A 12324-nucleotide genomic window follows, 5' to 3' on the forward strand; every position below is an offset into this window, starting at 1 on the left:
GGCAAATTGAGTAATCCGTCAAGATGAAAATCCATAAGCTTAGCCTCTAGCGTAAAGTTCCTATATTATACAGTTTTCACCGCAAACCCAGAAGAGCCATTTTTGGTCAATCAGAATGTATTCTCGAAAACTAGGAAGAGTCTTGTAAAATGTAAACTTGTCACCTCGATCGTAATTTTTAGTAGATTTTGATAAAACTTCCACAATCACTTCAGGGTTGGTAATCATATCTGTGTGATTGTTGTGATACTCAGGTATCCCAAAAATTACCATTACGTCGGGATAAGTGTAAAGTCGGACTTTTGGTACCCACAGACGCACGTCACCGATGAAGATGCGGTAATTCTGTTTTTTGAGAGCAAGACTCAAAGCAATGTACAAATTGCCAGCGATTTGATTGTGATTCGTAGATCCGCCTGTCATAGGAATAATTTCCCCGTCGAGATATTCGCTTTTGTACTCTGCTGTTTCTTCCCGTGCTAAATATTGCTCTTCTGTGCAGTAACGTTGCTCGGTTGTTTGCAAAGTGCCTGTCATCTTGATGTTCTCCCACAAGGATGTTGAACAAATATTTCTTTTGAGTGCGATCGCTCTCTTAAATGATAACCCGCATTTCCAAAAAAGCGATCGCCCTTATTCCACCTCACTTTCTTCTGGCTCATTTTCGGGCTCATCTTCCGCCGCAAAATCCACCTTCTCATAGACATCAGCCAGTGGCACTTCAACTTGAAAGAAATTAAAAACTAGCGCCGCATCTTCCTCATCGTACTGATGGTACGACCACCGCTTGTTAGCCAACTTACAATACTGTTCTACATAAACCTGAGATTGGTCAATCAGAATATACTCTTGAAATGCCGGCAGCGTTTGATAAAACTTAAATTTATCACTGCGATCGTAAGCTTTCGTAGATTTCGATAAAACTTCCACAATTACTTGCGGATTCATCACCGTATCCTGGCGATTATTGTAATACTCAGGTTTACCCGGAATTACCATCACATCGGGATAAGTATAAAATCGCTTTTTCGGCAGCCACAAACGCACGTCACCGAAGAAAACTCGATAGTCCTGTTTTTTGAGCCCAAGACTTAATGCAATATAAATATTGCCAGCGATTTGATTGTGATTTGTAGTTCCGCCTGTCATGGGAATAATTACTCCATCGCGATACTCACTTTTGTACTCTGCTGCTTCTTCCAGGGCGAGATATTCTTCGGGAGTGAAGTAGTCTTGTGCTGTTTGCTGTTCTGTTACTTGTAGAATAGCCGTCACGGTTTTTTCCCCAACTCAATTGATATCTTGCATCTAGTTTAACATTGCCCTAAATTGCGGGCGGGCAGGATGCCCACCCCACAACAAAAACCATTTTTTGTGGAAGAGGCATCTTGCCTGTTCTCGATAAGATTCCAACATCTGCGATCGCCCTTCAATAACAAGCGGGCGATCGCACTTCAATAACTCGCAACCAAAATTAGTCGATCGGATCGAAAACTAAAGTCAATCTCGCAGCCGGAAGCAGTTATTTGATCGCACGCAAATGACCCTCTGCATCAGACCAACTGCGAAAGCGACCAACAACGACCCTTTGCAGGTTCGGAAGCAAACGAACCAGGATCCACGGTCTGAGACGTTTCTTATACGGCATAATAGGTGTATCTCCTTTGTTAATTGGAGCCATAGCCAGTCCTTGCTTTCCATGGCGGGGGACTGGCTTTTGACTGTGTATTGATGGGATTAGAGGAATTATAACATAATAAGCCCAAATATGTGTCAATTATTTTGAATAAGAGGGCAACAACACGATCGGGAGCGTAAGCTTGTACCATTAAAAGCGTTAGTAAACCAACAAATATTTACATTGAGCAAGCGCGTTCACGTTACGTTTCCTGATTACGTATATGAAGCTTTGGATCGATGGGCTGACAAACAAGGCCGATCCACGGCTAACCTGATAGCCTTTCTCGTGGAAACGGCTTTATTGGAAGCCCAACAAAAGGGAGAAGTACCCCCTGGGCCGGAAGATCCCAAAAGTGACAAGTAAAGAGTTCCCTCGTGGGTTACATTGGTGGCAACTTAAGTTCAAACCCATCGACAGACTGCTGTTTAAGTATTAAACTTAGATCCCCCCCTAGCTCGCCTTAAGAAGCTATGCTTTATAAACATCTTTCTTGACAATCTTGAAAGCTTTGTACAGCAAAAATTTCAGGAGAAGTTGTGACACAAGCCTTGACAATTTAACAACTTTATTTATTGAAAGCAGCTTGCGTTTATTGAGAATTGGCAATCGAGGAATAAGGGTTTGATAGCCTCGCTCGCGCTCGCTCTCAAATGTTAAGAAAAATCCTTATAACGCAGAGCTTCTTAAGGGGGGAACCGGAATCTTCTCAAAGTCCCCCTTCTTAAGGGGGATTTAGGGGGAACTCCTCGGAGTAAACAGTTTTAACCCAGGCGTATTGCGGTATACATCCCATGTCTATCGCAACTCGCCCATATTTCAACTAATCCCCAAAACCCAAAAAACCCTCCCCAACAAGGAAGAGGGAGGGCGCACATAAAATAGAGTTAGAAATTCAGGCTTTTGCAAAATTAACAATAGGGAGTCACATCCACGCCGCACTCATCGGCCAAATAACACAAAGCACGAAAGCGCAGCCCAACCACTTGCTCGTAAAGCGGATTTAACTTGCACAGCGGCGGAATGTGAAATAAAGTGCGATCGCAAATTTTGACTTCCCGCTCAAACGGACACTGGCTGGGAATAAACATGCACAGAAACCGAGCTAACTTTTGACTTTTAATTGCAGTGTTATCAAGCCACTGTTTCAGCGGATGCAACAAGTCAAAGCGCGGCTTGTGGCCGTAAGGTTGAGGATTTGTAGCGACACTAACTGGGGTTTCTTCTTTGCCGTGCCATACCCAAATTGGCAGAATTCCATGGGGCACTGTATGCTCAAATACCTTCATATTTCTCTGTTCCTCTTTTACAACGAGGTGCCAAGAACTCTTTGTAGAGCTTGTGCGAGATTTTGTCTACAATAAGTACCTACAGCAGCTCGTTTTGCTTTACCGGATGAAACTTCTTGAATTAATGACTTAATCCGAGAAAAGTAGTTCCTGATTTTTTTCGAGAGACGGTGTGCGATCGCAAAAGTGTCCTCATTGCCAGCCCAAGGATTTATCTATGGGGTAAAAACTCTACCTTTTACATTCAAGCTTTAACCTTCAGTTAACTCTCCTTTTGTAGTTCCTCTACGATAATGGCGCATCGAGCTGAATTATTCCATACGTGAAAATGCGGAATTTTCAATCAAAGTTATAATAGTTTCAAATAAGCTCGGCTGCAAAAAAGTCTGAAACCCAGTGCCAAGAGTCGCTGCGCGCGCGCGAGCGCAGCTATCCCGAGCGTGAATCGGCAAAAAACTCATACAATTACAAATAACCGGCATTACCGCCCTCACAACCCATGAGCAACCCAGAAACCAAATCTATCGCCCGCGAATTGCAAAGCCACGCCGCCATTCTCGGCGGCTTCGTCTCCCTCCTCTGGATTATTGAGATTCTCGATGTCTTCGTATTTGGAGGCGCGCTGAATTCCTACGGAGTCCGCCCCCGCAGCATCGACGGACTTGAAGGCATCCTCTTCATGCCTTTTCTGCACGGCAGTTTTGCTCACTTAGCCGCCAATACCCTCCCGTTTCTGACATTTGGTTGGCTGATAATGCTGCGAGAAGTTAGCGACTTTTTTGTTGTCAGTGCTATCACTGTGCTAGTCAGCGGATTGGGAGTTTGGCTGACAGGCGCGCCCAATTCCGTACACATTGGTGCCAGCGGATTAATCTTTGGTTACTTCGGATTTTTGCTGTTGCGGGGCTATTTTGAACGCAGCTTTACATCTATTATGATATCTTTAATTGTCGGTTTCTTCTACGGCAGCTTAATTTGGGGAGTTTTGCCATCACAGCGCGGAGTTTCCTGGCAAGCGCATTTCTTTGGCTTTGTCGGCGGCGTATTAGCAGCTCAACTTTTGGGGCGGCAGAAACGGGAAGTATAGCATTCGGAAGTTCTGGCTTACTCGCAATGTACGGGATGTAACGGATGTAAAGGATAGAAGGAAGACTTGTCCGCATTTTAACCGCTCATTCTTCAACCCGCGTCGGCGGGTTTTGTCTGACAAGAAGCGGTTTCAACCGCCGTTTTATCTAATAATAATTCAACTTGCGCCGGCAAGCACACAGTAAAAACCGAACCGCCACCTAACTGGCTTTGAACTTGCATATCACCGCCCATCATCAAACAAAAGTGACGGCTAATAGTCAATCCCAAACCCGTGCCGCCGTACTTGCGCGTAGTTGAGGCGTCACCCTGCATAAAGGCTTGAAATAAATGCTGCATTTGTTCGGGAGGAATTCCAATGCCCGTATCAGCTACGCGGAAAATTATTAAATCGGAAGGTTCTGCTATTTCTTGAGTTGTTAAGCTGTCATGTTTGACTCTTTCAATGGACAGGGTAATAGTCCCGCCTTCCGTAAATTTTGCTGCATTGCTCAGCAGGTTGAGCAATATTTGACGAGTTTTGGTAATGTCAGCATACATCGTTCCCAAGTCCTTAGCACAATTAACTTCAAACTTATTAGAATTTTTCTCTACCAATGGTTCGACAGTCGAAACTACCTCGTCAATTAAATTAACCGGGTTGAAAGTTTCTAAATAAAGTTCCATCCGCCCCGCTTCAATCTTAGAAATATCGAGAATGTCGCTAATTAAAGATAGCAAGTGTTTGCCTGCTGTTTGAATTTTGTGCAAGTCGGGGATAAAATCTTCGCAGCCCAAATCCTCCGCGTCTTCTTTGAGCATCTCGCTGTAACCGATAATGGCGTTGAGGGGAGTCCGCAATTCGTGGCTCATATTGGCTAAGAATGAGCTTTTGGCTTGGTTGGCGGCTTGAGCGGTTTGAGCGACTTTTTGGAATTCTTCTGCTAATTTGCGCTGGGTAATGTCTTCAGCAATGCCGACGATGCGGTAAATTTCTCCTGTTTCGTTGCGGACTGGAAAAGCCCGATCGCGCACCCAGCAAACTGAACCGTCGGATCGCACTACCCGATACTCCTCATCATAATCCCCCTGCACCTGTTTTTCAAAGGCAGCCCTAACGCGATCGCGATCGTCCCGGTGAATAGCATCCCAAAAAGCCTCCGGATTTGACAGCAAACTCCGATAGCTTAAATTCCATATTTTCTCGCAAGCAGGGCTGACATAAATTATCTGCTGTTGATTCGGTTCTCTAATCCAAAATACCTCATGAATATTTTCTGCCAACTGGCGAAACCGTTCCTCGCTGGCGCGCAACTGATCCACAGCACGGTGAAACTCTGTCACGTCTTGAACTAGCGATGCCACCCCAATTATACAGCCGTCAGCATCAACCAAAGTCGTATTGTACCACTCGCAAAGAATAATTTTGCCGTCCTTTCTAAGGTTCTCATTAATGCTACTAATGCCTCCTTGATTAGTGAGCAAAGTTATAGATAGTTGCCTGACATACTCCTTGGCACTTTCAGGAACTATGAGATCGACTCCGTGGCGTCCAATTGCTTCCAAGCGGTTGTATCCAAAAATTCTTTCTGCTGACAAATTCCAATCTGCCACTGCAAAGTTGAGATCCCATTCGATCGCCCCCAAAGGAGTTTGATAGAGGTGAAAAGCGAGTTTTTCCTGAGATAGTTTCAGAGAGCCAATTAATTTAGTTTTATCAGCAATCGCAGCTTCCACCCGCTCTTCGAGAGTAGTAAACGACTCTTCCAATTGATCTGCCATCGTATTAAAAGAGCGAGCCAGGACACCCACCTCATCCTCCCGCTCTACAGACGCCATCAAGCGGGGATCTACCGCCACTGAATCCCATTCTCCCCGCGACAAAGCCTCCGCAGCCTTGCTCAGACGCTGAATCGGCATTACAATCCACCTCGAAGTCACACATCCTAGAGCCGTCGCCAGCACCAAAGCACCAAAACACAGCAAAATTGTGTAGCGAGTGTTGGCGTTAATCGCTTCCATAAAATCGGCTTCGGGAACCACCACCACAATCAACCAGTCGAGGCCCCTGCTGTCTGAGAAGGGCGTCACCTGTAAAAATTGTCGTTTTCCGTCGATCGTAAAATCTAGCTGGTAAGCGCTGTCAATCTTGCTCAACTTCCCAAAGCGTTCTTTCAAATAGCGGCCAGTCGATCGAATTAGAACATTCTGGCTGCTGACTGCGGCAATCCGTTTCGGAACGCCGTTGCTAATAATAAATGGCGCTTCGGGAGTAGAATTTGCCACCAATTCTCCCGACCTTTCTACAATAAAAGTCTGTCCTGATTTACCAATTTTGAGACTTTCCAAGAATTGATTGAGCTGGGAAAGTGTCAAGTCAGAACCCAGGATGCCAATCAGTTTGTTATCCTTGCCATAAACAGGTTGAGCCGCCGTAATCGCTAGTTTGGGAGTGTCAAAATAAGTATAAATTTTAGTCCATGTCGGCTTGCGAACCCGCACTGGAGCTATGTACCAAGGCCGGGTGCGGGGGTCGTAGTTAGGAGTAGTTTTTACTAACTTGGTTGATTCGCCGTCCAAGGACGGCGTGTAGCTGTGAAAGTTATAGCCAGTAGATTTATTAGAAATCCTAACTTGCAACTTGCCATCATCGAGGCGTTCAACTCCCGTAAAAGTTTTTTGTTCGGAGCCGAATTGAATGTAGCTAATTTTATCAAACGTTTGGAGTTGTTTGGAGAAGTAGTTGCGTAAACTAACTTCATCCTGCACGTTCAAAATGCCGAGACGGATGGCGTCGAGATTGAGCTGATTGATTTGGTGCGGCGTTTCGATATAACTATGAATGTGTTGCTGGATGCGCGATGTGACTTCGCCCCGCAGTTGCGCGGCAACATCGTTGACAGCTATGCGCCCGTTCCGCAGCGACAGCCACCCCGTCAGCCCTACCGCAGCGAAAGTCTGGATAGCAAAAGGCACTACAAGGACGATGCGAATTGGCACTTTGCGCGACGTTTTGAAAATCTGGTCTCTCAGATGTCTAATTGGCATGATGAAGCAGAACTATAACGAACCCACAGCATTTCAGTAGAGTACAACCTGATGAGCGCAGATTTTGAAGTTGAGCTCGTTTTCTGTGGCAATGTGCTGTTAAGAACTCATAATCTGCCGCTGGTAACTGAATTTTTAACGGCTGCCACCGCCATCTTAGCGCGATCGCGCGCTTTGTCAGGGCGATCGAGATTAATGCAGTAAGAAGAAGGAAGAAGTCCGATGGAAGTCGGAAGAAGGAAGAAGGAAGTCGGGAGAAGACATACTCAAGCTTGCTTGAGCGCGATCTGTATTTTATGTTTAATTAGGTGGATTTACTGATCGCTCGTGGACTGAATGTAAGCGCTGATACTATTTGAGATTTGAGATTTTAGATTGGGTAGTTTGCGAGCGCAGTCGCAGGGCCCAGAAACCGGGTTTTTTTCACAGCAACACTTCGCTGCATCCTGCAGATGCACTAAAAAACCAGGTTTCTGAGACTCCCAGCGCGATCGCAAGTTATAAATATTTACAATAAATTTAATTGATATCTCCACAAGCAGCTACTTTTGATAGAGCGCAAGTTAATTCCGGCTGGGTACAATAAGTATAGTAGGATGCAACTAGCGGAGGCATGGATGATGAACGCAGTTATTGCTACTCTTGGCACTGCTCTGGGACTGAGTTCAATTTTTATCGGTTTTACCCCGGCGGTTATAGCCCAACAAAGGCTACAACCAGCGCCCCAAAATTCAGAAACGACTTTATCAGGGGATTCCCTCAGGACTGTTGAGGACAGAAGTGTAGACTCGGACTACCAAGACTTGATTGGTAAATCAGAAACGGCTGCTAGAAGGCAGCGCAGCTTGGGGGATACATTTCGCCTCAAAATCAATCGCGAATTGGAATTTATCACTACTCCTTCCGATGCCGGGCGCCTGGGAAATCCCGTTCCTCTCAAACCCAACGACAGTGGCACAGGAGCTGGAGTTCAGCTTCAGCTAGGACTTTAGCAATTTTGAATTAATTAATTTGAAACAAACGAGCGATCGCACAGCCCGATTTTTGAGGCTCTAAGCTGTTGTGACTGCGATCGCTCGTTTCGATGAATTTTATCACAAGTTTTGTGCGGCTTCCATCACAGGAGAGTCTTGATTCTCAATCTACAATTGGGGCTATTAAACATCAGACGCATCCCAATTAGATACGTATCTTTACAATATCGCATAAAACTGGCGGTGAAGGTCATGGGAAAGGCTCAACTAATCGATTATTTGCGGGGAGAGTTGGCGATATCGAATTCTGCGATCGCCGTTGCTCTGAGACACGACGAACAAGATGCCGGCCAACTGCCGATGGTGCTGTGGCAGTACGGGTTAGTTACCCTCGAAGAGTTAGACCTGATTTTTGATTGGCTGGAAACTCAGTCGGCTTAAGAATTTAAAATTCCGAGTTTAAAAATATGGATATCTGATTCCAGATTTTTGAGAAATAAAGCTTGCACAAACGGTCGTCGAAAAGTATAGGGTTGAGTGTTGAGGTTGAGGTTGAGGTTCTGTTTGATTTTTTACCTTATGGGTAAGATCCAATATACGGTAGGGACACAGCACTGCTGTGTCCCTATTGTTCGGGCTTCAGACGCCCTAAAACAAGCCCCAGCAACTTTTAGGTGTGCCGGGGCTTGTCTGATTGAATTTGGTGGCGGGAAGTGGATTTGAACCACTGACCTTCGGGTTATGAGCCCGACGAGCTACCAGGCTGCTCTATCCCGCGTCGCTTTGTCTTTGTTTAGTCTTAAAAACTAAGCCCTGCAACCTCAAAGATTGCAGGGTTTGTTTCAAGTTGGTGGCGGGAAGTGGATTTGAACCACTGACCTTCGGGTTATGAGCCCGACGAGCTACCAGGCTGCTCTATCCCGCGTCGCTTTGTCTGCTCTCTAATATAAACATATCTTTCTGGAAATTGCAACCCCTCAATCAAAAAAACTTTTGAGGTTGTGGTAGGGGTTGCTGAAATTGGTGAAGAAGTATCGATCGCACTAAAGCATACAGACTTCGCCGACCACCTCCAAACGCTTAAACTCGCTGAGAGTCAGGTAAGTGTCCGAGAGAGTTTCCGCGATCGTCGCAGTAATCCAACCCAACTGCTTGAGCAAGTGAATCGCCACTGCAAACTGAGCGCGCTTGCCGCCATCAGTCACCTTAATTGCCAAGCCCATGCCTTCACCAACGCGGCCGATGCACTGCACCCCTTCGGCGCCGGACTTGCTCACCAATTCCCCTTGAGTCAAGCGCATCAGTTCCGTGTCAAATCTTCCCTCACCCGCAACCATCATCGGGTGGTGAGTCATAGCGCGCACAATCCGCTCCATATCCACATTGTCCCCAGAGGCTAACCGAGCGTACAAAGACGCCATTTGTCCCAACTGCAACAGATAGGTAGGAGCGCCGCAGTCGTCGCGAGCGCTGATAAACTCTTCGGCAGGCATTGCTAGCAAGTCAGCCACTTTGCCCAAAATAAGCTGCTGGACGGGATGTTTGCGCCGCAAATAAGTTTCCAGCGGCCAGTGGAGTTGCTGACAAACAGCCAGCATTCCGGCGTGTTTCCCGGAACAGTTGTATTGCAGGGCGCTCTTTTTGCCTTCGGGAATGGGGCATTGAAGTTTAGATGGATCTATGTCGCAGCGCCACAGAACGTTAAACACCTGTCGCGATTGCTCGATCGTACCTTGATGGGAACTGCAAATAATCGCTAAATCTCGATCGGTCAATTCGTAGCGTTCTAAAGATCCCGTCGCCGTCACAGCCAAAGCTTGAAAAGGTTTGAGTGAAGAACGGACAAATGTCGCGGTTTCCGAGTTACCGGCAACGGAAAGAACGCGGCCGCGTTTGTCGCAGACAGCGGCCTGGGCGCGGTGCTTCGATTCGGGAATACCTTCGCGCAGCAGTGTGACTTCGAGTTCTGGAGCTTGGGTTCGTTTTCCCCTTGTCATATCAATTTTAGATTTTAGATTTTAGATTTTAGATTGGGGTGAAGGAAGTTTTGAGACCCTATGTCGCAACGGGGCGGACACGGGGCACCGCCCCTACTCAAAACTTCCCTGTTACCACGAACGATTACACAAAACTCCAAATTACTCCCCCGGCAACCAGCAATACTGTCAAACCATAAAATGTCTGCCGCAGACGCCTGAGAATTGGTTCTAGTTCGTAGTTTACTATCAGTTGGTCTTGAGCTAAAACTTCGGGAGTTTTAGGCCAAGATTGACAATCGTACCAGCCAGACTCTTCGTAGACGACTGTGGGATTTGCAAGGCGCGATCGCACGTAGAACCAACCCAAGTAAAGCCGCAGCAAAGCTAATCCTAGAATAAAACCGGCACCAGCGGCAGCGCACAGGGCAAACTGAACTGGATACTTGAGGGGAGCAAAGCTGGCTGCTGCTAAGGGCCCGGATACCAAGCAACTCCAACCCCATACCCAAGCGAGTTTTGTCAGATATGCGGGCCAATCGAGAGTTACCCAGCTAAAAAACCAGGATTCTGTAAGTTCTTGATATTCATTAACCGGGCGCTGTTCTTCTGGAACAGGACAAATAGAAATAGAAGCGTTTTTCACATCAGCATTCCTCTCGGCGCGGTGGAAAATTCAATTCGTTCGGCGTGTCCCCAGAAGGCTTCTAAATTGTAAAATTCGCGCTCTTGAGGTTTCATGATGTGGATAATCGCGTCGCCGTAGTCCATGACAACCCAACTGGCGTCTGATAGGCCTTGTGTACGCACAGGCAAGCGTCCCCATTCTTCTTCTACTTCGTCTGCGATCGCTTGGGAGATGGCTCGTACCTGGACGTTAGAAAATCCGGTGAAGATTGCAAAGTAGTCAGCAAGATAGGATACTTCTGCCACGCTCAGCAATACAATATCAACTGCTTTGCGGTCATCGGCTGCTTGTGCAGCGGTCATTATCAGGCTGCGGGCTTCGTCTGGGGTGGTGGCGTCCGTTACTGTGGACTGGGCCTTGGAGTATTCGAGTTGGGTTAGATCTGACATTAAGTGTTTAAGTTCCTAATTGATACGGTAAGGGGAATTGGTGCGCTATTGGCTTGCGGTTGTTGGCACTTCGATCGGGGAAATAGGAGTTAAATTCAAGCCAAAAGTAAGTACAGGATTGCTGGTAAATTTTACTTTTAACTTTTGATTTGTTCGATCGACTTGGATGTCGAATTTCCTATTTCGCGCGATTGGGCGCGGGCCATTTGCAGCGCCCAATTGCGGGTAAGTACGGTGCGGGGGTGGATGTAGCAGCGAGTTTCTACCAAATATTTGAGAGAATCATCGCTAGTTTGCCACACGGCTGCATAAAGATTTTGGCAGCTTGTTTCGCGCAGTGCTGCTAGTTCGGCTGTGTTGCCGCGGCTCGGTTCTATAGTATCTGCTACAAATACGGTACAACTGAGCTGGCTCATGTTTGGTCGGCCGAGGGTGTGATTGGCGATTGCGTCCAAAATTTCTCGATCGACCACCCCGAATTCGTCTCTAGCGACGATCGCGCTCGCGTCTGCGTGCAGCAAATGCGGGTGTGCTTCCAACACTGAGTCTAACTCTAAACCTTCGTTCTGAGCCATTTGTAGCAGCATTTGGGGTTTGAAGTATTTTGCTGCGTCGTGCAGAAGTCCTGCGGATCGGGCTTTTGCTTCGTCGAGGCCGTAACGGCGGGCCAAGTCTCCTGCTGTCTGTTCGACTCCGAGGATGTGTGTGATGCGGGCGGCAGGAACGCGCTGTGTGAGCCAAGCTAGGACTTTTTCGCGATCGAGTGCAAGTGTCAAATATTAACTCCCAAATTGTAGGATCTATTATTTTAGCGTTTTGTTTTAATAGAGTGCGGTGTCGGGCACGCAGGGGTGTGGTGATATCTGGGATGATTGGGGTGAAGGGGGCGATCGGTTCTACCTAAACCATTCAAAAATCTGTTAGAAAAGCAACTAAATATGAACAACGAATTTACTTCGAGCAAATCTCAAACTGATTGGGAACGCCTAGATGCCATGACTGATGAAGATATTGATTTCTCTGATTGCCCTGAAATTACGCCTGAAATGTTCGCTAAAGCAGTAGTTCGGCGAGGCTTGGCCAACCCTAAGACTAAAGCTCAAGTTACCTTACGCATTGACAGTGATGTTTAGGAGTGGTTTAAATCTCAAGGTCGTGGTTATCAAACCCAGATCAACGCCTTACTCAGAGAATATATGAAAACCCATCAATAG

At 46.6% G+C, this 12324-nt stretch carries 13 protein-coding genes, 2 tRNA genes and 2 pseudogenes; 7 read left to right on the forward strand and 10 right to left on the reverse strand.

From position 1 onward, the window contains the following. Nucleotides 1–102 precede the first annotated feature (102 nt). Nucleotides 103–537 (reverse strand): annotated as a pseudogene (locus JGK39_RS10980) (Uma2 family endonuclease); the annotation flags it as partial. Between the two features lie 96 nt (nt 538–633). Next, nucleotides 634–1275, reverse strand: a complete 642-nt coding sequence (locus tag JGK39_RS10985; protein WP_293156878.1) for a Uma2 family endonuclease — start codon at nt 1273–1275, stop codon at nt 634–636. Between the two features lie 586 nt (nt 1276–1861). On the opposite strand from JGK39_RS10985, the gene JGK39_RS10990 reads away from it, so the two are divergent. Further along, nucleotides 1862–2044 carry a hypothetical protein gene (locus JGK39_RS10990; protein WP_293156875.1) on the forward strand — a complete coding sequence of 61 codons (183 nt, stop codon included), beginning with the start codon at nt 1862–1864 and terminating at the stop codon, nt 2042–2044. Between the two features lie 545 nt (nt 2045–2589). Here JGK39_RS10990 and JGK39_RS10995 read toward each other — a convergent pair. Next, nucleotides 2590–2967 carry a Mo-dependent nitrogenase C-terminal domain-containing protein gene (locus JGK39_RS10995; protein WP_293249927.1) on the reverse strand — a complete coding sequence of 126 codons (378 nt, stop codon included), beginning with the start codon at nt 2965–2967 and terminating at the stop codon, nt 2590–2592. Between the two features lie 499 nt (nt 2968–3466). Here JGK39_RS10995 and JGK39_RS11000 point away from each other — a divergent pair, with 499 nt between their 5' ends. Continuing rightward, entirely contained in the window at nt 3467–4054 is a 588-nt protein-coding gene (locus JGK39_RS11000) for a rhomboid family intramembrane serine protease (RefSeq protein WP_293249924.1), read from the forward strand. A 92-nt stretch (nt 4055–4146) separates the two neighbouring features. Here the strand turns inward: JGK39_RS11000 and JGK39_RS11005 are convergent, their stop codons facing one another. Then, the gene (locus tag JGK39_RS11005; protein WP_293302445.1) at nt 4147–7083 is read right to left on the reverse strand and encodes a PAS domain S-box protein; all 2937 of its coding nucleotides are present in this window, start codon (nt 7081–7083) and stop codon (nt 4147–4149) included. A 51-nt stretch (nt 7084–7134) separates the two neighbouring features. Between JGK39_RS11005 and JGK39_RS11010 the strand changes: the two genes are divergently transcribed. From JGK39_RS11010 to JGK39_RS11020, 3 genes are all read left to right on the forward strand, one after another. Beyond that, complete coding sequence (locus JGK39_RS11010; RefSeq protein WP_293249918.1) at nt 7135–7287, forward strand: hypothetical protein; 153 nt, start codon at nt 7135–7137, stop codon at nt 7285–7287. Nucleotides 7288–7700: 413 nt separating this feature from the next. Continuing rightward, nucleotides 7701–8075, forward strand: coding sequence for a hypothetical protein (locus tag JGK39_RS11015; RefSeq protein WP_293249915.1), 375 nt, complete (start codon nt 7701–7703; stop codon nt 8073–8075). A gap of 138 nt (nt 8076–8213) precedes the next feature. After that, nucleotides 8214–8498: a DUF2949 domain-containing protein gene (locus JGK39_RS11020; protein WP_366048853.1), complete on the forward strand. Its 285-nt coding sequence runs from the start codon at nt 8214–8216 to the stop codon at nt 8496–8498. Nucleotides 8499–8758: 260 nt separating this feature from the next. On the opposite strand, the gene JGK39_RS11025 is transcribed toward JGK39_RS11020, so the two are convergent. From JGK39_RS11025 to yqeK, 6 genes are all read right to left on the reverse strand, one after another. Continuing rightward, nucleotides 8759–8835: transfer RNA gene (locus JGK39_RS11025), tRNA-Met, on the reverse strand. A gap of 70 nt (nt 8836–8905) precedes the next feature. Continuing rightward, nucleotides 8906–8982, reverse strand: a tRNA-Met gene (locus JGK39_RS11030). 118 nt (nt 8983–9100) lie between these two features. Further along, nucleotides 9101–10054 carry an asparaginase gene (locus JGK39_RS11035; protein WP_293249912.1) on the reverse strand — a complete coding sequence of 318 codons (954 nt, stop codon included), beginning with the start codon at nt 10052–10054 and terminating at the stop codon, nt 9101–9103. Nucleotides 10055–10178: 124 nt separating this feature from the next. Beyond that, a complete protein-coding gene (locus JGK39_RS11040; RefSeq protein WP_293249909.1) occupies nt 10179–10679 on the reverse strand; it encodes a CGLD27 family protein in 501 nt (166 codons plus the stop codon). Further along, nucleotides 10676–11110, reverse strand: a complete 435-nt coding sequence (gene rsfS, locus JGK39_RS11045) for a ribosome silencing factor (RefSeq protein ID WP_293249906.1) — start codon at nt 11108–11110, stop codon at nt 10676–10678. Before rsfS ends, JGK39_RS11040 begins: the two co-directional genes overlap by 4 nt. 137 nt (nt 11111–11247) lie before the next feature. After that, a complete protein-coding gene (gene yqeK, locus JGK39_RS11050; RefSeq protein WP_293296346.1) occupies nt 11248–11886 on the reverse strand; it encodes a bis(5'-nucleosyl)-tetraphosphatase (symmetrical) YqeK in 639 nt (212 codons plus the stop codon). Nucleotides 11887–12048: 162 nt separating this feature from the next. Between yqeK and JGK39_RS11055 the strand changes: the two genes are divergently transcribed. Both JGK39_RS11055 and JGK39_RS11060 read left to right on the forward strand, forming a co-directional pair. Beyond that, nucleotides 12049–12243, forward strand: coding sequence for a hypothetical protein (locus JGK39_RS11055; RefSeq protein ID WP_293296344.1), 195 nt, complete (start codon nt 12049–12051; stop codon nt 12241–12243). 6 nt (nt 12244–12249) lie between these two features. Beyond that, a pseudogene (locus JGK39_RS11060) lies at nt 12250–12324 on the forward strand (BrnA antitoxin family protein); the annotation flags it as partial.

This window comes from Microcoleus sp. PH2017_12_PCY_D_A, assembly GCF_020738565.1.
Classification (GTDB): domain Bacteria; phylum Cyanobacteriota; class Cyanobacteriia; order Cyanobacteriales; family Microcoleaceae; genus Microcoleus.

Coding starts and splice junctions, on each gene's coding strand:
- JGK39_RS10995 (WP_293249927.1), bottom strand. CDS start 2,967: ATGAAGGTATTTGAGCATACAGTGCCCCATGGAATTCTGCCAATTTGG.
- JGK39_RS11000 (WP_293249924.1), top strand. CDS start 3,467: ATGAGCAACCCAGAAACCAAATCTATCGCCCGCGAATTGCAAAGCCAC.
- JGK39_RS11005 (WP_293302445.1), bottom strand. CDS start 7,083: ATGCCAATTAGACATCTGAGAGACCAGATTTTCAAAACGTCGCGCAAA.
- JGK39_RS11010 (WP_293249918.1), top strand. CDS start 7,135: ATGAGCGCAGATTTTGAAGTTGAGCTCGTTTTCTGTGGCAATGTGCTG.
- JGK39_RS11015 (WP_293249915.1), top strand. CDS start 7,701: ATGATGAACGCAGTTATTGCTACTCTTGGCACTGCTCTGGGACTGAGT.
- JGK39_RS11035 (WP_293249912.1), bottom strand. CDS start 10,054: ATGACAAGGGGAAAACGAACCCAAGCTCCAGAACTCGAAGTCACACTG.
- rsfS (WP_293249906.1), bottom strand. CDS start 11,110: ATGTCAGATCTAACCCAACTCGAATACTCCAAGGCCCAGTCCACAGTA.
- JGK39_RS11055 (WP_293296344.1), top strand. CDS start 12,049: ATGAACAACGAATTTACTTCGAGCAAATCTCAAACTGATTGGGAACGC.